Genomic DNA, 26,226 nt, shown 5'->3' with positions numbered 1-26,226 from the left:
ACACCTCAATTTATTTTATTATTTTAGCAATAATTCCATTTTCCAAATCATTAATGCTATAAAGATGCTCCAATATATCAAATGTTTCTTCAAGATTATTTCTAGCACTTTCCCATCCTTTACCATCAGTAAACCACACAAATGTAACCCCTTCAATGGTTTCAACTTCTTTTGTGATAGTCTTATAACTTCTTGCTGTTTCATTTAATTTTGAACCATTTGAAGCATAAAAATTTGTTTCTATAACATATATTTGGCTGTCTGTTTTTATTACAAAATCAAATCTTTTTTCAGTCTTTCCTGTATTTGAAATCACAGATAAATCAACATTCCATCTATTTTCAATTTCACTAATTGTCATCTCTTTAAAATAATCTTTATCTCTCTTAAATCCTGAACTTTTTATAAAACTTTCAACTAAATCTTCCATAATATGTCCACCACGATTTTTTCTACCATTAGAATCTAATCCTGTTTCAACACCTGTAACATAATCAAACAAATTATTAATAATATGATTTTTTAATAATCTAAATAATCCTGTTTTTTCCATAAATTCAGAATATTGTTCCACAGGATAATTTCTCTTTTTAAAAGAATAAATATATTCTCCATCAATATCAATAACATAAATCTCTTTTTTTCTTACTGCTAACAAAATAGGAATACATTTTAATGTATCCGGATATTTTTCTATTATATTTTCAAAATCTTCCTTTATATTTTTCGAACCAATCAAAGAATTTAAAATATTCAACTCTATTCTTATATTATTAACATTTTCAAAAACTTTATCAAAATCTGTATAATATCCATAAGTAGCAATACTCTTACGAAAACTTTTTAACCACTTATTAAAATCTCTTTTTTCCATAGTATATCTTTTAATTCCTTCCACATTATTTACTAAAATTTCTGTCACTTTCCCTCTTTTACTCCCCTTACTATTAATCGCTCTACTCGCTTCAATCCTTTTTATATCAAATTCTTTATATAAATTATCAAAAAATTCATCATTGATGTCCACATTTTTAGGATCAGAATTACTAAGTAACAATTTCGCTCCCTTTTTATTTAGTAATCTAAAATATTCAGAAAGTTCAATTTGCTCTTTATCTCCAAAAATATACTCTGTATACGATGTAAAAGATGAAGTTTGATTAAGAGGTCTATATGGTGGATCAAAATAAACAAATGTATTTTCATCAATAAAATCATAAGATTTTCTATAATCACCATAAATAATTTCAACATTTCTCAACTTATTTGATACATTAATTAAATTTTCTTCATCACATATTTTAGGATTTTTATAATCTCCCATTGGAACATTGAACAATCCTTTTTTATTCACTCTATAAAGTCCATTAAAGCAAGTTCTATTTAAAAATATCATTAATGCTGCTCTATTGATTTTTTCATTATTATTTTCTAATTTTAATTTATTAAATTTTTCTCTTTTTTCATAATAATAAATTTTTCTATCTTTTTTTACTCTAACTAGAAATTCATCTTCAAGTTTTTTTAACTTTTTTATTAATTCATGAACATTTTCTTTTATAGCTACGTAACAATTCACTAACTCTTTATTAACATCACTGATATATATTTTTTCTAATTCAAATTTATTCAAAATATCAAATAAAACTGCACCACCACCAATAAATGGCTCTGCATATTTATTAATCTTTTTATCAAACGGATAAATTTTTTCAATTTCATCAATTAACTGTCCTTTTCCTCCTGCCCATTTAAGAAATGGTTTTACAGTTCCTTTTTTTATTATTGTCACCTCCTAAAATTAATTTCTATCTTCCATAATTAATATATCCCTTTTTCAATCGCTTCTTTCTGTTTACTCCGTATAACCAAATCCTGCAATTCAATATAAAAATCAATATCTTTCTTATTTTCTGTTTTTTCTAGCAATGTATTAAAATCTTTATAACTTATCATTTCTATCAATTTTTTCAATTCCATATTTTCAATATCTTGATTTGGAAATAATTCTTTTAATTTCATAGTTTCTCACTTCCCTCAAAATTTTCCACAATTTTTCCTTTCACAAACAAAAATTCTTTCAACGATTTCTCCTCAAATTCCCCATAATTTTTTCTCAGTTCACAAACCGCATTTCTAAGAATTTCCCCTTTTCTCACTCTTTTCGATATTCCCCAAAAAACTCTATCCAAAAAATCCAAATTTTTATACCTAGCCAAAACTTTTTCTCTCTTCAACCAGTCAAAAAAACTTTTAAAATCACTTGGAAAAAATTCATCATACTCTTCAATATTTTTAATTATTTTTCTTTCAACTTTTTCCATATTTTCAAAATCATAATTTTTACAAAATATATCCTCAAAATTTTTGCACAAAAAATGGTCAACATACATATCCGACACAATCCCCTTAAAAATCCCAAATTTTTCTCGCAAAAGTCCATTCAAAAAATTTTCTTCTCTATCAGAAATTTTATCAATCAGTCTATGTAAGATTATCCCGCTTTTCAAATTTTCTTGTAATTCGATTTTCTCAACTTTTCCTTTATAAAAATCTCCGGTAAAATTGCCGTAAAGCGTATTTTCATTCATTTTTTTATCAATTTCAAGTGATATAACCGAATGAGCTAAATAATTCATTTTGACTCCTGTTTTTTCAAATAGTTCAAAATCTCATCAAAATTCTCAAATTCAAAAAAATCAATCTCGTTTTCTTGACAAAACTTAATCGCTCGAGTCCCTTTTCTAACAAAAGAAAAATCTGCCACTTCAATCGCCCTGTAATCCGAAGGTCCGTCCCCAACGAAATAAACCGTATAACCTTCATCTTTATATTTCTGAACAGCCTCTTTTTTGTCAACACCGTAATATTGCTCTTTATCTAAGTAAGGAAATGAAACAGTAATTTTATTCTCATCAAATTTAATATCATTTGATATAATTTCATCTTCATTCAGGTCAATTCCATAATTCCTAAGAACACCTGATATATTTAATTTTGTCCCAGCACTTACAATCTTAAATTCAATACCACTTTTCACAAAATCTACAAATGTTTCGTCAATTCCAACTAATTTCAATGTTTCCAAAAATTCCTCTTTCGTAATATTCAAACTCTCAATCCCAGTCTGCAAATATTCCTTCATCGTAATTTCGCCACTTCGATATTTTTTCCTAATATCCTCCTTTAATTCTGGCTGATACACCGAAAGCAACGTATCCGTTGAATCTCTTTTACTAATCGTAATATCAAAATCTATTAAAAATATTAATTTTTTGCTCACATTTTCTCCTTTAGTTATCAAAATACTATTATTTCTCAATTTTTAATGACTTTATTTTTATAAACTTTTCAAATATTTAATTTCATCTTCATTCAAAGCACGGTATTCTCCCACTTGCAAATGTCCAAGCGTAAGTTCTCCCACTTTAATTCTTTTCAGCGAATTAACATTATATCCCAATGTTTCCAGCATTTTTCTAATCTGTCGGTTTCTTCCTTCAAAGATTGCAATTCTAAGTTCTTTTTTATCAATTTTTTTAACTTTAGCAGGGGCTGTTCTTCTTCCATCAATTACAACTCCATATTGCAATGCTTCGATGTCTTTATCATCAATTTCACGGCTAACTTTGGCAATATAGCTCTTGTATAATTTTTTTCTTGGGTGCATTACGTGATTGTAGACATCGCCATCGTTACTGATTATAATCAGACCTTCTGTCATAAAATCCAGTCTTCCATATGTAAAAAGTCTTGCTTTTGATTTTATCAAATCTATTGCCAATTTTCTGCCAAATTTATCTTCATTTGAACAAATAACCCTTTTTGGCTTATTTAAAATATAGTATTCGTATCTTGTGTTAAGTTTTACTCTTTCCCCATCAATTCTAACAACATCCTCAGGCTTTATATCCATTCCGATAATCGCTTCTTGCTTATTTACTGTAACCCTTCCTTCGTTTATCAGTTCATCAGCCTTCCTACGAGAACAAAATCCCGTTTCGGCTATAAATTTATTTAATCTCATTTTTTACCTCTTTATTTTTAATTTTTTAAACATTTTCATTATCTGAACTTTCAGTTTTCATTTTTTCATCTTCCCTATAAAGCAGATCAATTTTTTGAAACTGCTCACTTCCTGGCAGTTCTTCCCTTCCGTGAATATTCAAGTAACTGTAGAAATCCTCCGTCACTTCATATAAATTTGGAGTTCCAATAGATTTTTTCTTCCCAGAAATATAAATTAATTTTCTTTCCAAAAGATTAGCCATTGTCTTATCAGCCCCAGCACCTCGGATCTGTTCGATTTCAGCTTTAGTTACAGGCCCTTTATATGCAATAATTGCCAATGTTTCCATCGCTGAACGTGATAATTTCTTTAATTTCATTTCTGGATTAAAAAATCTTTTTACATCAAAGCCAAAAAGCGGGTTTGACACTAAAAAAACTCCTCCATTTTCAATTTTTAAATTTATTCCAGTATTTTTTCTCTTTTCCCTTAAACTATGCAGCACTTCTTCCATCTCAAAGTTTTCCATCGCATAAAACTGTGCAAGCTCCTGGACTGTCACCATTTCCTTTGCCAAAAAAATAATCGCTTCCACTTTCTCTTCGATTTCACTAATTTCGAGTTTTCTTTGAACACCAATTATACGGCCTTGCTTCTCTTCTCTTTTATTTTCTTTTTTTTCAAATTTTTCCATATTCTACCATTTTTATTTTTTATTTTTTCTATAACAATACTTTTATCTAATACTAAAAAATTTTGTTCCTACTACTATTTTCATTAATAGGGGAATTCTCCTATTTCGTTTCCTTCAGAAAATTCCCCTAATTTCTAATTATTCAAATTAATATTCGTGTGTTGGTGAAATAATAATATTTTTGTATCTCTTGAAATCTGTCAATACTTCTGCAATTCCTGTTACTACAGCATGGATCGCATCATCTCCAACAGTTACCTTAAGCAATAATTCCCTTTCGATTCTTTCTTTTAAGATTTTTATGCCTGCTCCACCACCAGATAAGTAAATTCCTGTTTCATAAATATCTGCTGCCACTTCAGGCTCAATTTCTTCTATTGTAAGTCTTACTTCATCAATAATGGCATCAATATGTCTTGTAATCGCTCCATTTATGGCAGAAGTCTTAATTTTCATGCTCTTTGGCAATCCAACTCCCAATTCACGTCCTCTTATTTCGTATTCCAATTCAGGATCATCTTGACTTATTGTATTTACTTTTAATTCTTCGGCTGTTCTTTCACCAATTAATAAATTGTATTCATCTTTTACAAATTCCATAATATCTTCATTTAAGTGATCCCCAGCAATTTTAACTGACTTAGATAATGCTGCTCCACCTGATACAATAAATGCAATTTCAGTAGTTCCTCCACCTATATCAACAATTAAATGTCCTTTTGGCTCAAATAAATCAATTCCAACACCAATTGCAGCCGCTATTGGTTCTTCAATTAGATAAACTTCTTTTGCTCCAGCATCTTTTACAACTTCAATTACTGCTCTTCTTTCCACTTGTGTAACTCCGCTCGGAACACAAATAATTACTCTTGAACTTTGGAATTTATCCTTCTTTATTCTATGTAAAAATTCTTCAAGCATTCTTTCAGTAACTTCATAATTTGAAATTACTCCATTTTTTAATGGACGGATAATTTCAGTATGCTTAGCTGTTCTTCCAATAATTTCCTTTGCCTTTTCTCCAATGTGTTCCAACTCTTCAGTTTTTTTATTGATAGCCACATAAGTTGGCTCATCCACTTGAATTCCTTCACCCTTTACATACATGACAGTATTTGCTGTTCCTAAATCAATAGCTATATCACGTGTAGTCTTTGGCGCTATATTTGTCTTAAACAAGTCAAAAAATTTCATCTATTCTATCTCCTTCATTTTTTTATTTTTTTAAAAAACATTTATTAAATTATTATAGCTTTAAAGTATTTTACCATTTTTTTTGAATATACTCAAGCAACTTTAAGGGGTAATTTGCTATAATATTAATTAATATTGCAAAATACATATTTTTTTAATCATTTTCATCAATATTATCAGTTATTATCTGATCATCATAACTTATAATTCCATGATCCTTTAATTGATCATAAATTCTCGAAGCTCTATTAAATCCAACTTTCAGCTTACGTTGAAGCAGCGAAATTGAAACTTTATTTTCCTGTCTTATAATATTTACTGCATTTTCAAAATAAGGATCAGTGTCATCTTCAATTTCTTCTTCAGGTTCCTTCAAAATTTCATTTTTATATTTTACCTTTTTAGCAGATTTCAACGTATCAGTCAAGTTCTTAACCTCTTCATCAGAAATATATGCCCCTTGTATTCTTTCCATTTTTGAAGATCCATTGGCAAGCAGCAGCATATCCCCCTGTCCTAAAAGTTTTTCTGCCCCAGCCGAATCAAGTATTGTTCTCGAATCAATCTGTGATCTTAATGCAAAGGAAATTCTGCTTGGCAAGTTAGCCTTTATCATTCCCGTTATAACATCTGTAGATGGCCGCTGTGTCGCAACAACTAGATGTATTCCAACTGCCCTTGCCTTTTGCGCAATTCTTGCAATTGATTCTTCCACGCTTCCAGAAGCAACCATCATAAGATCCGCCAGCTCATCAATTATTATAACGATATAAGGCATTTTTTCCACAAAGCTCAACGAATTGTAGCTTTTTATATTTCTCACTCCATTTTCCATAAGTTTCTTATATCTGTTTTCCATTTCATTAACTGCCCATTTTAAAGCTATTGCAGCCTGCTCTGGATCTATAATTACTGGCACTAAAAGATGTGGAATATCGTTATATGGCATAAGTTCCACCATTTTAGGATCAACCATTATAAATTTTACTTCCTTGTCGGATTTTTTTGAAATCAATGTTGAAATTAAAGTGTTCACACAAACCGACTTCCCAGAACCTGTTTGCCCTGCAATAAGCAAATGCGGCATTTTAGCAATATCTATAAACTTATCTCGCCCAACAATATCTTTTCCTAATATTACCTTTAATTCCCCGCTGTCAAGTTCCTTATTTTTTATGATATTTGAAAAATGCACAGGCTCCTTTATTTTATTCGGAGTTTCAATTCCAATTGTATTTTTTCCAGGAATTGGAGCTTCTATACGAATACTTTCTGCCGCAAGATTCATTGCAATGTCATCTGAAAGTCCTGTTACCTTGCTTACTTTTACACCCTTTGGAATTATAATTTCATATCTCGTAATAGTTGGTCCATATTCATAATTTACAACTTTCGCATCAACTCCAAATTCCTTTAGCACGTTTTCCAGATGATTCACATTTTCTCTTATACTTTTTTCAATTTCCTGTTTTTTCTCAAGATCCATCGGTTTTGATTTAAAAATTTCCGCAATGGATTTTTTCACAATATCGTCATATCCTTGATTGCTGTCAAACATCGCATTAACTTTTCTCAATTCCTCTTCAAGTTCTTTTCCCTTTGAGTTGTTGCTTTCAAAAGCATCAAGCTTTGGAAACTGCTGAAAATTTGGATCCGCATTTACAGAATTTATTTCTTCTCTTTTTAAAGGTGTTACAATTTCCAGTTTTGTTTCCTTTTTGCTGTCTTCATCTCTTTTGCTTTCATTCTTATTATTTTCATTTACGCTTTCGATCTCAATTTCTCTTTCGCTTCCGGCTTCCTTTTCTTCTGCAACATTTTGCTTTTCAGCATTTAAAATGTTTTCACCACTATTTTCAGTTTTTTCTACAGTTTCTGCTTTTCTATTTTCTAGCGGTTTTACAACTGTATCCAGTACATCTTCTTTTTTTCTTTTTTCCTTTTCCTTTAATTTTTCTCTTCTTATGCTTTCATCCTTTTCAAAATTTCCCTTTTCCTTCTCCTCAAAAATTTCAATCCATTCCTTTTCCTTTTCTGCAAGCTCTTCCTTAGAATAAACTTCTGTTTTCTGCAAAAAATTTTCCTTAGGCTTTTTCGCAATTTCAAAACTTAATTTTTCATTTCTGGATTGTATTATTTTTGCCTTTAACATTTCCTTCTGATAACGTTTATAATCTGTTTTTTTCAAATTTTCAGCATATTTTTTTGCCGCCAGCTTTCTTTTTTTCTCCTTATACTCATCGCTTTTGTAATATTTTATTATTTCCCTCAAAACTTCATATCCAAGTTCAATAAGATCTCTAATTAACCATACCACAAAAAACAATGACAATATTAAAAGAATAAAAAACATCCATTGAAAATGCAGCACCTTGAAAAACGGCATTGACAGCAATGCTCCTAAAATTCCTCCGCTTTCACGGTTAAACCCTATTTCCAAAAGCTGTCTGCCCGCTTCAGTAAAGTTTCCCGACAAGGGTTTTCCATGAACAACAGAACTTCTTATCAAAATCATTCCCCAGCTTAAAAATAGCCCCGCTAATGCCGCAGCCTTTCCTTGTGTCAAATTAATCCCAATTTTTTCATAGAAAAACAGAATTATTCCATACAGCATAGCAATTATCGCAATAAACCACGTCATTTTTCCAAAAAATAGCGTAATTCCACTTAATATAAGTGAAAATATATTTTCACCAATATTATCACTGAGCATTTTTGATTTATTTGCCAACAGCAATACCAATATAATCCCAGCAACAAACCAGATTATACCTTCAACTTTTCTTCTACTCATCTTAATTATCCTTTCTAAAAATTCTATCTAAATTTAATAAATTCCAAATCTAAAATTCCTAATCAATTTTACCATATAACAAACCTATTCTCAAAGCTATCTAAAAATTATATAAAATAAATAAAACTCAAAATTTAGATTGGAATAGAATAGTCATCGGTTTTAAAGTGACTTTTCTACATTATACTATATTTTTTCAATTTTGTCATTTTCTATTTCCTTAAAAAATAAACTTAGAATACAAAAACAAAATTTAGCAAAAAAAATATAATTTTTTTCATTTAGGCACTTGTTAATTGAAATAAATGTGGTAAAATTAGTATAGAGCAGAAAAATTTATTGATTCAATAAATTAAATTTTAAATCAATAGTTATCCTGCTTAAATCCATTTTTGATCAAAAAAATTTTATCAAATTGGATAAAAAATAATAAATTAAATTTTTTAAATAAAACTTTAGGAGGAATATCATGGACTACATGAAAAAATACGAATATTGGCTAAATTCAGATGCCATTGACGAAAAAGACAGAGAAGAATTGAAAAGCATTGCAGGGAATGAAAAAGAAATAGAAGATAGATTTTTCAAAGATTTGAGTTTTGGAACTGGTGGAATTAGAGGAGTTCGTGGAATTGGAACTAATAGAATGAATAAATATGTAATTAGAAAAGTAACTCAAGGACTTGCAAACTATATGTTGAGTTTTGATGAAAAAGCGGCAAAAGAAAAAGGAATCATAATTGCTCATGACTGTAGAATAGGTTCGAGAGAATATGCACTAAATACTGCAAGAGTAATGGCTGCAAATGGAATTAAAGCATATATTTATGAAAGTTTACGTTCAACTCCTGAGTTGTCATTTGGTGTAAGATATAAAGGATGTATGTCAGGAATTGTTGTTACAGCTTCTCATAATCCTGCAGAATACAATGGATATAAAGTTTATTGGGATGATGGAGCACAAGTTGTTGACCCACATGCACCAGCAATTGTTGATGAAGTAAATAAAATTTCTACATTGGAAGAAATAAAAGTTATTTCTGAAGAAGAAGGAAGAGAAAAAGGATTAATTATTCAACTTGATCATAAAATTGATGATGACTATATAGCAGCAATTAAAAAACAAACTATACATACAGATATTCCAGGAAAAGAAGATTTCAAGATTGTTTATACTCCGCTTCATGGAACTGGTGGAAGACCAATGAAGAGAATTTTATCTGATTTTGGATACAATTTTGAAGTTGTAAAAGAACAAATTGAACCAGATGGAAACTTCCCAACAGTAGTTTATGCAAACCCAGAAGAAGTGGCAGCATTTAAATTGGGAACAAAATTAGGAAATGAAATTGGAGCACAATTAATTTTGGCAAATGATCCAGATGCTGATAGAATCGGTATTGCGATAAGAGATGACAAAAATGAATGGTATTATCCAAACGGAAACCAAGTAGGATTATTGTTATTGCAATATTTATTGAATTACAAAAAAGATATTCCAGCTGATGCACAAGTTATTACAACAGTTGTTTCTACACCAATGATTGATGTTGTTGCACCTGCTAAAAATGTTGGAGTTATGAAAACATTGACTGGATTCAAATATATTGGACAAAAAATTAGACAATTTGAAAATAAAGAATTAAAAGGATCATATTTATTTGGATTTGAAGAAAGTTACGGATATTTGATTGGAACTCATGCAAGAGATAAAGATGCGTTGGTAACTTCAATGGTTATTTCTGAAATGGCAACTTATTACCACTCAAAAGGAACTTCTATTTACAAAGAATTGCAAAAATTATATGAAAAATTCGGATATTATTTAGAAGGAATTAAATCAGTAACATTGAAAGGTAAAGACGGAATTGAACAAATGGCAGCATTGATGTCTAACTTGAGAGAAAATGTTAAAGATGAATTGCTTGGTAAGAAAATTAAAATTAAAAGAGATTTCTTCTCACACAAAGAACATAACTTGGAAACTGGTGAAGAAAAAGAAATTAATTTACCAAAAGAAAATGTATTACAATTTGTGCTTGAAGACAATACATTTATTACAGCAAGACCATCTGGAACTGAACCAAAAATTAAATTCTATTTCAGCGTAAATGCAGATTCTAACGAAAATGTCAAAGCTAAACTTGATAAAACAATGGAAGAATTTTCTAAATTTATTGGATTATAATTTTTTGAAGTAAATATTTTGAGAAATTTGATAGACTTAGAGAAAATAAAAATTTTATACAAAGTTTATAAAATTGAATAAGAATTGAAGTAAATAAATAGATGAAAACAGGGAAATTTCTTGTAGCGAGAATGATTTTCCTGTTTTTTTATTTGTAATGGAAAATATTTTTGAAAAATGTACCATAAGTTACACGTTTTAGAAATAAAAACATGATAGAATAAAAGAAAGTTTTATAGTCAAATATTTTTTAAACAAAATTAAGTTATGATAGTTTTAAAATTGAATTTAGAAGAAACGAAATATGAGGTGATATGTTTTATGGAAAAAGCAAATATGAAGGATCATTTGAATATAAATTTTGATTTGATTGAGAAAATGACGAAAATTAAGAAAAATTATATAGAAGGAAATGTTGATGTAGAGACTACGAGAAAATTGATAAGGGAGACTTTTAAAGATAAAAAGATAACTCCTGCTGAGTTTGCCTATTCTGAGCAGAAAATAAAAGATTTAGGATTTGATGATGCGACTGTCCATGATAAGATGAATGATGTGCTTGATTTGTTTGATGAAATTATTGAAAGAGAGGACTCTTCGTTGCCTGAGGGACATCCAATAAAAACTTATTTGAAGGAAAATGAAGCGGCTAGAAAGTTGATTGCTGAAATGAAGGAAGAATTGAATAAGAAATTTATAAAAAATAGATGGCTGGAGTTTTACGATAAACTTTATACATTTAATTTGACACATTTGGCTAGAAAACAGCATCAATTATTTTCAATATTAGAAAGAAAAGGATTTGACAGACCGTCTAGAATAATGTGGACTTTTGATAATGCGGTTAGGGATAATATAAGTGAGGCTAGAAAACTGTTAATGGAAGATAAAATGGAAGAATTTTATGCGAAACAGGAAATTGCTTGGGAATTGACGTTGGATATAATGCATAAGGAAGAAGAAATCTTATTTCCAACTTCACTTAAAATGATTACTGAGGAAGAATTTAGGAATATGAGAAGTGGAGATGATGAGATAGGATATTTTTTGATTGATAAGCCTAAAGGATTTTTGCCTGAGAAAAAAGAAGAAAAAGCTGAGGAAAATGAAAATTTGAATGAAAATATGTCTCAAACAGGTAATTTTATGAATGATTTAGCTGGGCTTCTTTCAAAATATAATATGAATACAGGTGGAGGAAAGTCTGATGTGTTAGATGTTAAGCAAGGAAAACTTACTTTGGAGCAAATAAATTTGATTTTTCAACATATGCCAGTAGATTTGTCTTTTGTAGATGAGAATGAGATTGTTAAGTTTTACACTGATACAAAACATAGAATTTTTCCTAGAAGTGCAGGAGTTATAGGAAGAGATGTTAAAAACTGTCATCCGAGAGAAAGTGTCGCTTCGGTTTTGGAAATAATTGATGCATTTAGAAATAATGAGCAAGATGAAGTTGACTTTTGGCTTGAAATGAATGGGAAATTTATTTATATTTATTATGTTGCTGTGAGAGATGAAAATGGTACATTTAAAGGGGTTCTTGAGATGATGCAAGATGTTACGAGAATAAGAAGTCTTGAAGGAAAGAGAACGCTTGTAACTTGGGAAAAACCTAAAAAATCTGAAATTAATCAAGAGAATGAAAAAGATTTTGAAGAAAACAAAAATCCTTATGGACTAACAGAAAATACAGTAATAGGAGAAATAATAGATAAATATCCCTACATAAGAGAATTTATGCCAACATTATCGCCTACATACAAGAAATTGCTTGATCCAATTCAATATATGATAATGTCTAAAGTTGCGACACTTGATATGATTTCAATGCGTGGTGGGTTTCCTTTAGACGAATTGATAGAAAAAATTTCTGATGAAATTAGAAGAAATGAAGCTGAAAAATAATTATTATAGATAAATTGCTAAGTAATAGTAAAAGATTTTTGTTTTTAGAATAGAAATCAGAATAATTTAGATAAATTTTTAGAATAAATTTTAAAAAAGTTGTGGAACTTGCTAAAAAAGTTGTAAGGATAACAGGAATTTTATTATTTGTACAATTTAATTTGGCAGTTCCATTTTTTATTTTTTAAAATTGGTAGAATAAAAAAATATTTGACTAACATAAATTTTTGATATAAAATATTATTGTTATCAAAATAATTTATAGAAAGGGAAAACGGATGTTGTTACATTATTTTATCGCAGGTGGAATATTTATGTGGGGAATACTGCTGGCTTCTATTTGTGGAGTTGCAGTAATTTTAGAAAAATTATGGATTTTTTCTACGAAAGAGAGGGAATTTACAAAAGAGTATAGGAAACAGCTGTTTAAAGCGTTGAAAACAGAAAGTAGGGAAAAGATTATCGAAATTGTAAAACCAAAAAGAGATTCGGTTTCTAGAATTGTTACAAAAACGATGGAAAATATAGATTTGGATAAGATTGAGGAATCAGAGAGGGAGTATCTTGAAGAAATAATAAGGGAAGCTGTTTTGGCACAAGCAGGGAAATTGGAAAAAGGAATGTGGCTTTTAGGAGCAGTTGTAAATACGGCACCTCAGTTGGGGCTTCTTGGGACAGTAACGGGAATGATAACATCGTTTTCGGCGTTATCTGCGAGTGCTGAAAGTTCAAAAATAGTTGCAGCTGGAATATCTGAAGCACTGTATACTACGGCGTTTGGTCTAATTGTAGCGATACCTTCTTTAATTTTTTATAATTACTTTAATAGAAGAATAGATGCAATAGCGTTGGAAATGGAGAGAGCAGCTTTGCATATTATGGGAAGAGTGAAAAAATAGAATTATAAAGTATTGAAAGGAATAAAAAATGAAATTTTCTAATAGAAGAAGTAGACAGAATGCAGAGATATCAATGCTTAATCTTATTGATGTTATATTTATGTTATTAATATTTTTTATGATTGCTACAACATTTAATAAATATTCACAATTTCAACTTTCTGTTCCAAAATCGAATGCTAAATTTGATAAGAAGGAAGAAACGAAGGTAGAAATAATAGTAAATAGAAACAAGAAATATTTTTTAAAGGTGGGTAATGATACTAAAGAAATTTCAGAGGAGAATATCCACGGTGAAATTTTGAAATTACCTAAAGAAATGCTTGAAAATATGACATTGACAGCGGATGAGCATCTTGAATATGGATATATTGTAGAAGTAATGTCGAAATTACGTAATGAAAATGTAAAAAATGTTAGTCTTAATATACAAAAAAATGATAAATAATAAAATGGAGAAAGGAGAGCGTGGCAAAAAATACTGATGTCATGCGAGAATAGAGTTTATGTTAAAAAAAATTACAATTTTAAGTTTAATTTTAGCTAGTTTATCTTTATATGCAGAGGGAAAATATGAAGGGAAACTTGAAAAAACAGTTGTGACAGCGACAGGATTTAGTGATAATGTTGATAATCAGATAAAAAATGTAACTATTATTACATCAGAGGATATTAAAGAAAAAGGATATAATACGGTAGAAGATATATTGAAACAGGCGCCAGGAATTAATATAACTCAAACTGGATTTGGTTCAGCAGTAGATATTAGAGGGCAAGGTAGATTTGGATTGGGAACAAGTGCGAATATTTCTAAAGCAGTTTCTTCGGTAAAAATACTTATTGATGGGGATGTTGCGATGGATACGATTGACACTTCTCATGCGTATATTCCTTTAAATACAATATCTGTTAATGATGTAGAAAGAGTGGAAATAATAAATGGTGGAGGAACAGTTCTGTATGGAAGTGGAACTCGAGGTGGAGTTGTAAATATCATTACAAAAGATAGAACAAAAGAAGGAGCTTCTGGTAAAGTTTATTATCAAAATAGTTCTTATGGGACAAATAAATTAGGATTTGATGCTGGAATCAACTATGGAAATAAATTTATTATTGATTTAGGATATGAAAATGTTAATGGAAAAGGATATAGAAGAGGTTCAAAAGAAGCAAATGAATATTTGAATGGGAGTTTGAAATATAATATAACAGATAATCATAGTTTGAAATTTAAAGCGTCGAGATATGATTCAGAAGAAACATTGGCGTCAGATTTAACAAAATCACAACTTTTGAGTGATAGAAGACAGCCTGGAATTTTGAGTGATATTGATGTTAATAGAAAAGAGTATAGCTTGGGATACGAAGGAAAAGTTACTGATAATTTGAAATTGTCATTGACAGGATATAAACAGGATACAAATAAAACTATGTATGGAATGCCTAAAACGAAATTTGAAGATAATAAAAAAGGAATTAATTTTAAGGGAAATTATGGACTTGAAAATGGGAATATAATTTTTGGATATAACTACATTAATCATAAGGGAAGTAGAGAACAAACTATATTTGGAACACCAATTATGAATGTTGATTTAGCGAAAGAAACGAATTCATTTTATTTGTTAGGGCGTCATAAACTTGTTGGTAATTTAGAAGGGACAGCAGGGTATAGATTTGAAAGAGCAGAATATAAAACAAATAGAGAAGTTCCGTCTACAAGAATGCCGGTACCCGGTGGAAGAGGATTTGTAACTATTCCAGCAAGAGAAATGCACGGTTCGAGAAAAGATAGTAATAGTACTTATGAATTGGGACTTAATTACAAATATTCTGATACAGGAAATGTTTATGCGAAATATGAAAGAGGATTTAGATCACCAGCTGCAACAGAATTTGTTGATTATGCACCAGGTGCTAGAAATTATACTTTAAATAATTTAAAAACAGAAAAATTTAATACGTATGAAGTAGGATTTAAAGATATGTTATGGAATTCATTTGTAAGTGCTACAGCATTTCATACACGAACAAATAACGAAGTATACTTGAATATGGATCACGGAGTGTTAGGAGGACCAAGTACAGCAAGATGGACATTCCATAATTTAAAAGCTACCGAAAGAACAGGTGTAGAGCTATTTGCTGAGCAATATTTAGGTAAATTGAGAGTAAATGAATCATTTACATATGTAAATGCCAAAATTAAGAAAGTTGGAGATGATGTATTAGCTTCAACAACTTATAATTTCAAAGATGGACAAAAAATACCAGGAGTTCCATCTACAAAAGTTACATTAGGACTTGATTATGAAATAGCAGATGGTTTGAGAACGACTGCTAACTTAAATTATTACTCAAGTTCAGTGGATACCTACAATGAAAAAATACCTTCATATTCTACAACAGATTTAGGATTGAAATATAAACATAAAAATGGATTTGGACTTAATGCAGGAGTAAAAAACATATTTAATAAAAAATACAATGTTGCTCAAGGGAAAGATCCTCTTACAGGAAGTACAGTGTATTCACCAGCTGATGAACGAACTTATTACATTGGAGCAAGTTATGAATTTTAGAAAAGTGAGTTTGTTTCATAAATTTGTTTAAAGCGTTAAAGAAAGGGAAAAAATGAAATTTTATATAATTTCAATTGTTTTAAATGTTATGGCTTTATTTATTCCTGTAGCCTATTATGTTTCAAATAATAATGAAAAAGAAAATAAGAAAAATGAGCCAATAACGATAAATTTGAGTGAAAGTGTGTTTACAAATGTTTCAGATGTTCCAGAAGGAGTGGCTGGAAATAAAAATAATGGAGAGGAAAATGATAAATCTGTAAATGACAAATTTGTAAATAATGAGAGAGTGAAGGATGTTCATAATACTAAAAATATTAGAAATTCTGAGAAAATAGAAATTTCACAAAATGATGGAATTTCAAACTCAAGATTTGAATCTAACTCAAAGAAAATTAGTAACTTGAATGATCAGAAGGAAATTAAGTACACTGAAAAAGTTTTGCAAAAAAATGAGGATGTGAAAGTAGTTTCAAAAGAAAAGGCGGTAGATACAACATCAACACCTACAAATATTTCAAAAAATGTTTCAGAAAATACTGTTGGAAATAATCAAAATGATTCTCATATTAATAAGACAAGAACTAATATTTTTAGTGGAGAAATTGGGAATCATGGAGATGTTGTTAATAAAAATGTTAAAAGTGATTCTTTTGTTAAGAAATTAGGTAATGACGGTAACAGTGGAAAAGATGGTAGTAACAGAGGAAATATTAATAGGAAAGCTGAAGATAGTGGTAGTTCAAAGGTAAGAAATTTAGAAAAAATTAGCAAAAAATCTAGCAAAAATGATGATAATGAACAGAAAAGAAATAATGAAAAAGATAAAGAAAAAAACATAAATGTTTGTAATGAGGGAAAAGATTTTACAGTTTCGTATAATCCGAATTTAAGTTATCCTATTGCAGCACGAAGGCTTGGGAATAAAGGAGTTGTTACTGTTTCAGTAAAATTTCATTTCAATAGTAGCGGTTCTGTTAGTGTAATTTCAGTATCAGGAGGAAATTCGATTTTTCAACAAGAAGCAAGAAAGGCTGCTAGTAAAATAAGAGTAAAAATAAAAAATCCAGAAATTTTGAAATGTACAATATCAAAATCGTTTGAATTTGAACTTAAATAATGAAAAAGAAGGTTAGAGAGGGAGTTGTATTTCTCCCTTTTGTTTTATCTGAAATTTTGTAATTTTTATTAAGATATTAATGCAAAAAGTTTGAAATCACATCTTACATATGGTAAAATATATTAAGTAATTTAAAAAAGGTAAAAAAATAATGATTGAAGTAAAAAATATTAAAGCATCGAAGGAAAAAAATATTGATGCAATATATATTCATATTCCATTTTGTGATAAAAAGTGCGAATACTGCGACTTTTGCACATTTGTGAGAATGAAAAAGGAATATAGAAAATATACTGATTATTTGATTAAAGAAATTAGAATGTATCCAAAAATCAAATATGATACAATTTATTTTGGCGGAGGAACACCTTCTTTACTGCCTGTTGCGATGATAAGTGAAATATTAGACGAACTTGATTGGTCTGAAAATGCTGAAATTACGCTGGAGTTGAATCCGACGGATGTGACTTTTGAAAAACTGAAAAAACTTAACAAAATTGGAATAAATAGGTTAAGTATCGGTATTCAGAGTTTTCAAGATCATGTTTTAAAATTTATTGGAAGACAGCATAGTTCTGAAGATGCAATAAATGTTTATAAAATGGCAAGAAAAGCAGGATTCTCCAATATTACAGCGGATTTGATGTTCGGAATTCCTAATCAAAGTCTTGAGGATTTGCAAAGGGATCTTGATATTTTGCGGGAATTAAAACCTGAAAATGTGTCGATTTATTCGCTTATTTGGGAAGAAGAAACGGTTTTTTGGAGCAAGTTGCAAAAGGGGATTTTATCCGAAATTGATCAGGATTTGGAAGCAGAAATGTATGAAAAAATTATTGATTTTTTTGGGGAAAATGGATATTGTCAGTATGAGATTTCTAATTTTGCAAGAATAGATGATGAAGATAAAGATGTTGAAATTAATGAAATAAAAAAATTTGAAGATTTAAGAAAATTGCAGAAAAATGCGGGAAGACATAATTTGAAATATTGGCGAAATCAGAAATTTATTGGCGTTGGAATGAGTGCTGCTAGTTATTTTGGCGATAATAGGCACAGCAATGTACGGACTTTTAAGAAACATTATAATCTGATTGATGATGGAAAATTGCCGGTTGATGAAAATACGGTTGAAATTGTGGATGAAACTGAAAGCGAGAAGCTAAAAAAAATGTTGGGGCTGCGGCTTATTCAAGAGGGAATTGAATATTTTGAAGATGAAAAGGTTGAAAAACTTATAGAAAGTGGATTACTGGAAAAATTTTTCCTGGAAAAAATAAATTTTACTGATGAAAAAAATAAAGAATTTCTCTATGTAAAACAAAAAAATACAAAAAATAATGGAGGTTTTGACAAAAAAATAGTGAAAAAAACTTGTGAGGCAAGAATTCGACTGACAAAAAAGGGAATGTTGCTAGCAAATGATGTATTTGTTGAATTTATTTAAAAAAAAGGTTATAATAGTGTAATTGTAAAAATATCATATTTGTTCTTATAAAAGATATACACAATAAATTGCTTTATATTAAAAGATTTCAAATATATCTCAAATACAACAAGTCAAAACAGTAAGGAGCAGGAATGGAACTGAACAGTGCAAAAATTCAGCAGAATTATAAAAAAATTTTGGAAGATATAAAAAAATATTCTCCCTATCCTGAAAAAGTTAAAATTCTGTTTGTAAGCAAGTATCTTAATGTAGAGGAACATAAGACTCTAATTGAAATGGGCTATGATTACTTTGGTGAAAATCGGGCTCAGCTTTATCGGGATAAGCTGAATGAATTTTCAGATGAAAAATATAAAAATATTAAATGGGACTTTATTGGAAGGTTGCAAAAAAATAAAATAAAGTATATAATTAATAGTGTAAATTTAATACATTCAATTGATTCCTATGAACTTTTAAAAGAAATAAATAAAAAAGCTATTGAAAATGACAGAATTATAAATGGATTAATTGAAATTAACGTTTCAAAGGAAGAATCAAAAACAGGAGTTTACATTGAAGATTTTAAAGAAGATAGCGAGAAATATTTTTCTATGAGTAATGTAAGAATAATAGGCTTTATGACAATGGCTCCGTTTGAGGCAAGCAAAGAAGAAATAAATGATTATTTTTCAAATATGAGAAATCTGAAGGAAGAATATCAGGAAAAATATGATTATATTACAACTCTTTCTATGGGAATGTCAAATGACTATATAGAAGCATTAAAAAATGGTGCAACTATAATTAGAATAGGAAGTAAATTATTTGAATAGGAGGTTATGCTTTGGGACTTAAAAAAAAATTAATGGAATTTTTTGGCGATGACATTGAAGATGATGATGATGACGAATTATCTGAAGAATTGTCAGAAAATGAAAAAAAAGAAGTGGCAACAGAGCAGCCACAACAAAATCAGCAGTCTAAAGTTCAGCACAAAACAACAGCAACAGCCCGTGTAGAACCAGAAAAACAGCCTGAAGAAAAAAAGGGGATAGGAAGCCTTTTTGGGGTAGGAAAAAAGGAGGAAATTACAAAAATGCCAACATCTAAAGTAAATGTCTCGATTATTAGACCAAAAGTTTTTGAAGATTCGAGATTAATTGCAGATGCAATAAAAGAAAATAAAATTGTAACATTCAGTTTGGAATTTCTAGAATATGAAGTAGGACAAAGGGTAATAGATTTTGTAAGTGGAGCCGCTTATGCAATGAGTGCACATTTGTCAAAAGTTACCGATAAAGTTTTAACTTCTATTCCAATGGAAATTGATTACGAAGATATTGATGCTTCATTAGGAGAAGATGAAGGAGACGGTACTTACTTATAATCAAATATCAAAAGTTAAGTTTTGGAATTTAACTGCTTTTTTTGAGTTTTTCTCATTTAAAGCAGTATTTTTTAATAATTTAAAAATATAAATATAAAAAATGGAGAGTGAGTAATGGGAATAATTTTTACAATAATAATTTTAGGAATAATAGTATTTATACATGAACTAGGGCATTTTGCTACAGCCAAATATTTTGGAATGCCTGTTACAGAATTTGCAATTGGGATGGGGCCAAAAATTTTTTCAGTAAAAAAGAAGGAAACAGTTTATTCAATTAGAATTTTACCATTGGGAGGATTTGTCAATATTGAAGGAATGCAGCCTGAAAAGTTTGACTTGGAAGCATTTAAGAAGGAAAAAATGGATGAAATTATTGAAAAATTGAAAGGTGAAAAAAATAATGAGAATGAAATTAAAGATGAAGAATTTATTAGTGAAGTGGAAAAAAGATTAGATACGGCTGTAGAGCAAGAATTGAAAAGGCAGGAAAATATTCAGAAAAATGGATTTTTTACAAAATCTCCATTTAGCAGATTTATTGTGCTAATTGCAGGAGTTGTAATGAATTTTATTTCCGCTTTGATTGCCTTATACATAATGCTTTCTATTGCAGGAACTGTACCTCCTCAATATTCACAGGCAATAGTTGGAGGAATTGAGCAAAATTCAAAAGCAAATGGAAAATTGAAAGTAAATGACAAAATTTTGGCAGTTAATGGTAAAAATATAAAAAACTGGACTGAGATGACAAAAAAAATTGGTGAAATCAGTCAAAGTTATAAAAATGAAGATGTTGTTTTAAAAATATTGAGAAATAACAAGGAAATTACTGAAAATGTAAAATTGACTTATAGTGAAAAAACTAAGGGGAATATCCTTGGAATTCATTTACTAAGTCAAAAATCAACATTTGGAGAAAGAATAAAAATAAGTTTTATTATGTTCGGAGATTACTTTAAAATGACGCTTGACGGTGTTAAAATGCTCGTGACAGGGAAAGTAGCAATGAAGGAGATGACAGGTCCTGTAGGGCTTCCTAAAGTCATTGGAGAGGCTTATGGGCAAGGAGGTCTGTTTGCTATGCTTGGTGTCTTTATTTTAATTTCCATAAATATCGGAATTATGAACTTGCTGCCAATTCCTGCACTTGATGGAGGAAGATTAATTTTTATAATTCCTGAATTTTTTGGAATTAAAATTAATAAAAAAATTGAAGAAAAGGTTCATTTTATTGGAATGATATTTTTGCTTGTATTAATGCTTATTATTGTATTTTTCGATGTTACAAAATACTTTTAAAAAAGTTTAATTAATTTAAAAATCTTGTATTTTAGCCTTTTACAAAAGACTATTAAAAAAGTGAAAAAGGAGAAGCAGAATAAATGGTAGATTTTATGCAAAAAACAAGAAGACTTATGAAACTTTCCTCTGTAATTGCCAAATATGGATTTGATGAATTGTTTAAAAGGGGGGAACTGGAAAGATATATTCCTAAAAATGTAAAACGAAAATACAGTGACAAAATTAATGAAATAAATTCCTGTACTTTTTATGAGCGAATAAGAATGGCAATTGAAGAAATGGGTCCTGTGTATGTGAAATTTGGACAAATGTTGAGCAATAGAAAGGATATTTTGCCTGAAGAAATGATCATAGAGCTTCAAAAATTGCAGGATAATGTAGAAGTTGAAAAAGTTGATGTAAAAAATAAAATGAATTTGGAACTTGGGATTGAAATAGATGCCTATTTTGAGGAAATAGAAGAAGAACCGATGGCCTCAGCTTCAATTGGACAAGTATTTAGGGGAAAGTTAAAAAGTGGAGAAAAAGTTGTTGTAAAAATACAGAGGGAAAATATAAAGCCTGTTGTGGAAATTGATTTGGAAATTATGAAAAATCTTGCAAAAACTTTGGAAAATTATTATGAAGATATAAAAAAAATGAATATTGGAAATATTGTGGAAAGTTTTGAGAAAATGCTGAATGAGGAACTTTCCTTAAATAATGAACTTCGTAATATGCAGCGATTTGCAAATAACTTTAAAGAGGATGACAGAATCCACGTGCCAGCTGTGTACAAGCAGCTTTCCAACGATCGTATTCTCACAATGGAAATGATAGAAGGCTTTAAAATTACCGACAAGGAAAAAATAATAAAAATAGGGCAAGATCCTAAAAAAATAGCTAGAATTGGACTTGACCTTTATTTAACGCAATTTTTGAAGTATGGATTTTTTCATGCTGATCCTCATCCTGGAAATATTTTTTTAAAGGAAAATGGGCAAATTGTATTTATTGATTTTGGGGCAATGGGAAAACTTTATCCAAATGAGCGGGAATTTTTAATTAACTTGATTATTTATTCACTAAAAAAAGATGTGAAAAAAATGGTTGAAACAATACAGGAATTAGCGATTAAATTTGAAGTGCCAGATGAAAGAAAATTTGAGAGGGAACTTTATGGGATAATCGAAATGATTGATGAAAATTCACTAGAAAATATAGATATTGTTACGATTTTTGAAAAAGCGAGAAAAATATTCAGTGATAATCAAATTTTACTTTCAGAAGATATTTATTTGCTGATAAAGGGAATTGGTCAAATTGAAGGAATTGGACGGCATTTAGATCCAAATCTTAACATTAATGAAGTTATGCAGCCATATATGGACAAAATTGCAAAGGAGAGAATAAATCCGATTAATATTTTTAAAAAGGAAACAAGAAAACTGGAAACTTTTTCTGAAAACTGGCTAACTTTGCCGACAGATTTAAAAACAATTTTGGAAAAAATTCAAAAAAATGAACTAAAACATAGGCATGAAATAATTGGATTTGAGAAATTTCAAAAAACTTTTGAGGAACTAGTTTTGGCGATTATTATCTCATCACTGTTTGTTGGATCATCAATACTGGCTTTGGCAAATATCCCGCCAAAAATTTTTGGGATTTCTGGATTAGGATTATTGGGATTTATTATTGCTGGAATTATGGGAATAAATTTATTTTTGAAAAGTAAAAAATAAGTGACAGCACAATAAAAACTATTTTAAAAGGAGTAAAATGTATAAAAACAAGATATGAAAGGATCGATAATTATGGAAAATAATGTATTACTTGCGACATTTAAGAATCAGTTAAGCGCATTTGAAGCATTGGCGGATATAAAAGAAAAATATGTTGGGGAAAATTATATAATTACACAGGCGGCTGTTGTAAAAAAAGAAAGTGATAAATTATCCTTTAAAGATGGATTTGAAGTAAATAAAAATGGGAATATTGGATTTTTAAACGGTGGTCTGCTTGGAAGCTTCATCGGAATTATTGGAGGACCATTAGGTGTTATTTTTGGAGGAACTATCGGAGCTTTAATAGGCGGAAGCCATGGTGAAAAGGCTGATAAAAAAGTAGTTGGTATATTTGAAGATGTGTCAAAATATTTGGTAAATGACCATTATGCCTTAATTTTGCTAACATCTGAATCAAACACTTCTGAACTTGATAACTTTTTGAATAAATATGAAACAGAAACTATTTTAAGAAAAGATGCAAAAATTGTAAGAAAAGATTTGGAATTGGCGGAAGAATATGAAAGAAAATTAAGAACAGATATTGAATATAAAGAACTAAAGGAAAAATTTGAAAATAAATCTAAAGAAATAAAAGACAATTTAGATAATTTTTCAGAAAAAGTAAAGGTTAATGCAGAAGCATTTACTGAAGATTTAACAAAATTTGTATTAGATTTAAAAAATAAATTTAAAAAATAGAAAATATATTTTGGTTTATTTTATGGCAAGGGGTCAAGGCCCCTTTTTATAATAAATCCGTTACCTAATGAAAGAGATTTTATTTCCTCTTTTTTAAAACTACTTAATCAATCAGAATTTATCAAAAAAACACGACTAAAATTTTTGATTAAAATTAGTACAACAGCCATTATTCCAATATTCGCAATAAATGGCAAAAATGGATTAAATGCCAGTAAATGCCCAGATAAAAAAGAACCAACAGCATTTCCAAGCGAATCTGCTGCAGACACTACTCCTAGAATTTTACCTTGATTTTCAACATATCTTCTAGCAATAATCGTATTTCCAAGAGAACGTACTATTTCATAGGTCATTGTATAAGCAGCCATTATAAAATATGGCGTCGTTCCTGACTTTACTCTAAAAAATATAAATGACATCAATATTATACCAGTAAAAATCATAACTTTATGAATAATTTTTTCTTTAAATCTCTTTAATAACTTTTCTAGAAAAAATGCCGTCCCTAAAAATGCCAAAAGTGATGAACACATTACAAAAGTTCCGATTGTATCTGCCGAAACCTTTTCGTAAAATTTAAAAAAATAATTTAACGCGCTCGCATAAGAATAAATCCCAATTCCAGATAAAAAAATTATAAGACAGAAAAATTTTGAAAATCCATCAAGTTCCTTTATATATCTAAAAGTCGAAAACGGATTTAAACTCTTATTATCTTTAATGTTTGACATATTTACTGGTTCTTTTACAATTTCTCTCCTGAACCTCCCACGACTAAAGTCACAGGGTTCTAAAATCTTTAAAAATATTCAAAAATTTTCTAAGAAGTTTGATAGCTTTACACTACCCTTATTCTTTTAGGTGTGTTCAGCTCACCTCTATTGTATAGGACACTTAAGTCCACAACTTTACTTTTCCCTAAAATATTTAATGCTCCATTACAATCCGCATTTATGAGTTTACCTGCACTTGTTTGATATAGTCCTCTTTTTATTCTTTTTCCACTGAATATATATTCTTGCGGATTTTCTTTATCGTATACTGAAATTATATCTCCATCAAAGAAACTTGCTTTTGATGTATAACTCTCTTCTTGCAGTTTAAATTCTATTCCATATAGTTTACATAGATATATTAATTTATCTCTTAATTTTCCATATGGTATGTTTACAAAGTTTTGATTATTTATACTTCCTATATTTGAATTTCTTTGAAAATCTTCATTATATCCTAGAACTAGTTTTCCTATATCATTATTAAGACAATAATTTACAATTATTCTTGCTACTTTTGAAAGATAATCTTCTATACGATTATTTCTCTTTCTAGCTATTCTCTTTTGCCTTAATGTTATATGCTCTATCTTTTGCTTATCTTTAATGCTTTGCAATTTTGCATTTGTCTTGTTATAGTATTGATTTATTGATTTTAATTTTCTACCATCTATTATGAATGATGCTCCATTATTAGTTACACAAGTACAAAGATTATCTATACCTAAATCAATTCCTAGTGCATTGTTTTCATTTAATTCCCTTTGAACTTCTTCTACCTCATAAATGTATTGAATTTCAAAGTACCTAGAATGTTGTTTTGGTATTATTCTAATCTCTTTTATTTTCTTGCCTTTTAATACTGGTGGTAGCTTAATTTTAACTTCCTGATGAGTTTTCTTAAACGAATTTGAATAAGGAACTATCAGCATATCATCTTTTAATCTTACAAAACCTATAACAAGAGTTGTAAAACCATCTTTAGCAAAATATTTAGGTAATTTTATTTTTTTATTATCATATTGACCGTTTTTAGCAAGTTTTAAAAGTCCAAAAAATGATTTAAAACTTCCGTCTACTTCTTTTAGAATTTGTTGAGCCATATTAGAATTTAATTTCTTGTAATTTTCACTATTTTTAAGCATTTTATAGTTTTCGTTATAACTTAAATACTTTTTATTTTGAAAATAGTGTTGTCTAACATTATATATAGCTTCATTAGTTAAGTTCTTGGCTATATGAGATAAATATTTTAAATTCCTAAACTCCTTTTTACTAAGATGTTTTACTTGTTGTTTTAATGTTAAATACATATATAATCACCTCCTTTTCATCAGAGATATTATACCGTATATTCTACATTTTATCTATTAAAAAGTAATATTTTTTAAATATTTTTAAAGTTTTTAAAACCCCACAACAGTGGGAAGCGTCGTTCACATAAGTTCGCTACTACTTATGCAGTTCTCA

At 29.2% G+C, this 26,226-nt stretch carries 22 protein-coding genes; 12 read left to right on the top strand and 10 right to left on the bottom strand.

Features of this window, described 5'->3' with window-relative positions; genetic code table 11:
• Positions 1-10 precede the first annotated feature (10 nt).
• The 8 genes from FVE74_RS11830 to FVE74_RS01305 all read right to left on the bottom strand — a co-directional run bounded on the left by FVE74_RS11830 (position 11) and on the right by FVE74_RS01305 (position 8,691).
• Entirely contained in the window at positions 11-1,792 is a 1,782-nt protein-coding gene (locus FVE74_RS11830; RefSeq protein WP_147002851.1) for a DpnII family type II restriction endonuclease, read from the bottom strand.
• 29 nt (positions 1,793-1,821) lie between these two features.
• Entirely contained in the window at positions 1,822-2,022 is a 201-nt protein-coding gene (locus FVE74_RS01335; RefSeq protein ID WP_147002850.1) for a hypothetical protein, read from the bottom strand.
• Positions 2,019-2,639: an ACP phosphodiesterase gene (locus FVE74_RS01330; protein ID WP_147002849.1), complete on the bottom strand. Its 621-nt coding sequence runs from the start codon at positions 2,637-2,639 to the stop codon at positions 2,019-2,021. Before FVE74_RS01330 ends, FVE74_RS01335 begins: the two co-directional genes overlap by 4 nt.
• Positions 2,636-3,283, bottom strand: coding sequence for an MtnX-like HAD-IB family phosphatase (locus FVE74_RS01325; protein WP_147002848.1), 648 nt, complete (start codon positions 3,281-3,283; stop codon positions 2,636-2,638). The genes FVE74_RS01330 and FVE74_RS01325 overlap by 4 nt, the downstream gene beginning before the upstream one ends.
• A gap of 57 nt (positions 3,284-3,340) precedes the next feature.
• Positions 3,341-4,027, bottom strand: coding sequence for a pseudouridine synthase (locus FVE74_RS01320; protein WP_147002847.1), 687 nt, complete (start codon positions 4,025-4,027; stop codon positions 3,341-3,343).
• A 25-nt stretch (positions 4,028-4,052) separates the two neighbouring features.
• The gene (gene scpB, locus FVE74_RS01315) at positions 4,053-4,703 is read right to left on the bottom strand and encodes an SMC-Scp complex subunit ScpB (RefSeq protein ID WP_147002846.1); all 651 of its coding nucleotides are present in this window, start codon (positions 4,701-4,703) and stop codon (positions 4,053-4,055) included.
• 147 nt (positions 4,704-4,850) lie between these two features.
• Positions 4,851-5,897, bottom strand: a complete 1,047-nt coding sequence (locus tag FVE74_RS01310) for a rod shape-determining protein (protein ID WP_147002845.1) — start codon at positions 5,895-5,897, stop codon at positions 4,851-4,853.
• 154 nt (positions 5,898-6,051) lie between these two features.
• Positions 6,052-8,691 (bottom strand): DNA translocase FtsK, encoded by a 2,640-nt coding sequence (locus FVE74_RS01305; protein ID WP_147002844.1) that lies wholly within the window; start codon positions 8,689-8,691, stop codon positions 6,052-6,054.
• Between the two features lie 469 nt (positions 8,692-9,160).
• On the opposite strand from FVE74_RS01305, the gene FVE74_RS01300 reads away from it, so the two are divergent.
• The 12 genes from FVE74_RS01300 (at position 9,161) to FVE74_RS01245 (ending at position 23,980) form a co-directional block, all read left to right on the top strand.
• Positions 9,161-10,879: a phospho-sugar mutase gene (locus FVE74_RS01300; protein WP_147002843.1), complete on the top strand. Its 1,719-nt coding sequence runs from the start codon at positions 9,161-9,163 to the stop codon at positions 10,877-10,879.
• A gap of 321 nt (positions 10,880-11,200) precedes the next feature.
• Entirely contained in the window at positions 11,201-12,787 is a 1,587-nt protein-coding gene (locus tag FVE74_RS01295) for a PAS domain-containing protein (RefSeq protein ID WP_147002842.1), read from the top strand.
• Positions 12,788-13,065: 278 nt separating this feature from the next.
• The gene (locus FVE74_RS01290; protein WP_147002841.1) at positions 13,066-13,686 is read left to right on the top strand and encodes a MotA/TolQ/ExbB proton channel family protein; all 621 of its coding nucleotides are present in this window, start codon (positions 13,066-13,068) and stop codon (positions 13,684-13,686) included.
• Between the two features lie 28 nt (positions 13,687-13,714).
• Positions 13,715-14,134 carry an ExbD/TolR family protein gene (locus tag FVE74_RS01285; RefSeq protein ID WP_147002840.1) on the top strand — a complete coding sequence of 140 codons (420 nt, stop codon included), beginning with the start codon at positions 13,715-13,717 and terminating at the stop codon, positions 14,132-14,134.
• A gap of 58 nt (positions 14,135-14,192) precedes the next feature.
• A complete protein-coding gene (locus tag FVE74_RS01280) occupies positions 14,193-16,268 on the top strand; it encodes a TonB-dependent receptor (protein WP_232053983.1) in 2,076 nt (691 codons plus the stop codon).
• Positions 16,269-16,320: 52 nt separating this feature from the next.
• Entirely contained in the window at positions 16,321-17,388 is a 1,068-nt protein-coding gene (locus FVE74_RS01275) for a TonB family protein (protein WP_147002838.1), read from the top strand.
• 151 nt (positions 17,389-17,539) lie between these two features.
• Complete coding sequence (gene hemW / locus FVE74_RS01270) at positions 17,540-18,835, top strand: radical SAM family heme chaperone HemW (protein ID WP_147002837.1); 1,296 nt, start codon at positions 17,540-17,542, stop codon at positions 18,833-18,835.
• Positions 18,836-18,969: 134 nt separating this feature from the next.
• Positions 18,970-19,653: a YggS family pyridoxal phosphate-dependent enzyme gene (locus FVE74_RS01265; protein WP_147002836.1), complete on the top strand. Its 684-nt coding sequence runs from the start codon at positions 18,970-18,972 to the stop codon at positions 19,651-19,653.
• Between the two features lie 11 nt (positions 19,654-19,664).
• Positions 19,665-20,207: a cell division protein SepF gene (locus FVE74_RS01260; protein WP_232053982.1), complete on the top strand. Its 543-nt coding sequence runs from the start codon at positions 19,665-19,667 to the stop codon at positions 20,205-20,207.
• Between the two features lie 114 nt (positions 20,208-20,321).
• Complete coding sequence (locus FVE74_RS01255; protein WP_147002835.1) at positions 20,322-21,509, top strand: M50 family metallopeptidase; 1,188 nt, start codon at positions 20,322-20,324, stop codon at positions 21,507-21,509.
• Between the two features lie 83 nt (positions 21,510-21,592).
• On the top strand, positions 21,593-23,236 hold the full coding sequence (locus FVE74_RS01250) for an ABC1 kinase family protein (RefSeq protein ID WP_147002834.1): 1,644 nt from the start codon (positions 21,593-21,595) through the stop codon (positions 23,234-23,236).
• A gap of 72 nt (positions 23,237-23,308) precedes the next feature.
• Positions 23,309-23,980 carry a DUF1269 domain-containing protein gene (locus FVE74_RS01245; RefSeq protein ID WP_232053980.1) on the top strand — a complete coding sequence of 224 codons (672 nt, stop codon included), beginning with the start codon at positions 23,309-23,311 and terminating at the stop codon, positions 23,978-23,980.
• Between the two features lie 107 nt (positions 23,981-24,087).
• Here the strand turns inward: FVE74_RS01245 and FVE74_RS01240 are convergent, their stop codons facing one another.
• Positions 24,088-24,714: an MFS transporter gene (locus FVE74_RS01240; protein ID WP_232053978.1), complete on the bottom strand. Its 627-nt coding sequence runs from the start codon at positions 24,712-24,714 to the stop codon at positions 24,088-24,090.
• Between the two features lie 107 nt (positions 24,715-24,821).
• Positions 24,822-26,069: an RNA-guided endonuclease InsQ/TnpB family protein gene (locus tag FVE74_RS01235; RefSeq protein ID WP_147002832.1), complete on the bottom strand. Its 1,248-nt coding sequence runs from the start codon at positions 26,067-26,069 to the stop codon at positions 24,822-24,824.
• Positions 26,070-26,226 lie beyond the last annotated feature (157 nt).

This window comes from Leptotrichia wadei (assembly GCF_007990445.1).
Lineage (GTDB): Bacteria > Fusobacteriota > Fusobacteriia > Fusobacteriales > Leptotrichiaceae > Leptotrichia > Leptotrichia wadei_A.
This window is presented reverse-complemented; position numbering and strand designations above follow the sequence as displayed.

Excerpts from the sequence above, each read along its gene's own strand:
- FVE74_RS01335 (WP_147002850.1), bottom strand. The coding sequence starts at position 2,022 with ATGAAATTAAAAGAATTATTTCCAAATCAAGATATTGAAAATATGGAA.
- FVE74_RS01330 (WP_147002849.1), bottom strand. The coding sequence starts at position 2,639 with ATGAATTATTTAGCTCATTCGGTTATATCACTTGAAATTGATAAAAAA.
- FVE74_RS01320 (WP_147002847.1), bottom strand. The coding sequence starts at position 4,027 with ATGAGATTAAATAAATTTATAGCCGAAACGGGATTTTGTTCTCGTAGG.
- scpB (WP_147002846.1), bottom strand. The coding sequence starts at position 4,703 with ATGGAAAAATTTGAAAAAAAAGAAAATAAAAGAGAAGAGAAGCAAGGC.
- FVE74_RS01310 (WP_147002845.1), bottom strand. The coding sequence starts at position 5,897 with ATGAAATTTTTTGACTTGTTTAAGACAAATATAGCGCCAAAGACTACA.
- FVE74_RS01305 (WP_147002844.1), bottom strand. The coding sequence starts at position 8,691 with ATGAGTAGAAGAAAAGTTGAAGGTATAATCTGGTTTGTTGCTGGGATT.
- FVE74_RS01300 (WP_147002843.1), top strand. The coding sequence starts at position 9,161 with ATGGACTACATGAAAAAATACGAATATTGGCTAAATTCAGATGCCATT.
- FVE74_RS01295 (WP_147002842.1), top strand. The coding sequence starts at position 11,201 with ATGGAAAAAGCAAATATGAAGGATCATTTGAATATAAATTTTGATTTG.
- FVE74_RS01290 (WP_147002841.1), top strand. The coding sequence starts at position 13,066 with ATGTTGTTACATTATTTTATCGCAGGTGGAATATTTATGTGGGGAATA.
- FVE74_RS01285 (WP_147002840.1), top strand. The coding sequence starts at position 13,715 with ATGAAATTTTCTAATAGAAGAAGTAGACAGAATGCAGAGATATCAATG.
- FVE74_RS01280 (WP_232053983.1), top strand. The coding sequence starts at position 14,193 with ATGTTAAAAAAAATTACAATTTTAAGTTTAATTTTAGCTAGTTTATCT.
- FVE74_RS01275 (WP_147002838.1), top strand. The coding sequence starts at position 16,321 with ATGAAATTTTATATAATTTCAATTGTTTTAAATGTTATGGCTTTATTT.
- hemW (WP_147002837.1), top strand. The coding sequence starts at position 17,540 with ATGATTGAAGTAAAAAATATTAAAGCATCGAAGGAAAAAAATATTGAT.
- FVE74_RS01265 (WP_147002836.1), top strand. The coding sequence starts at position 18,970 with ATGGAACTGAACAGTGCAAAAATTCAGCAGAATTATAAAAAAATTTTG.
- FVE74_RS01255 (WP_147002835.1), top strand. The coding sequence starts at position 20,322 with ATGGGAATAATTTTTACAATAATAATTTTAGGAATAATAGTATTTATA.
- FVE74_RS01250 (WP_147002834.1), top strand. The coding sequence starts at position 21,593 with ATGGTAGATTTTATGCAAAAAACAAGAAGACTTATGAAACTTTCCTCT.
- FVE74_RS01245 (WP_232053980.1), top strand. The coding sequence starts at position 23,309 with ATGGAAAATAATGTATTACTTGCGACATTTAAGAATCAGTTAAGCGCA.
- FVE74_RS01240 (WP_232053978.1), bottom strand. The coding sequence starts at position 24,714 with ATGTCAAACATTAAAGATAATAAGAGTTTAAATCCGTTTTCGACTTTT.
- FVE74_RS01235 (WP_147002832.1), bottom strand. The coding sequence starts at position 26,069 with ATGTATTTAACATTAAAACAACAAGTAAAACATCTTAGTAAAAAGGAG.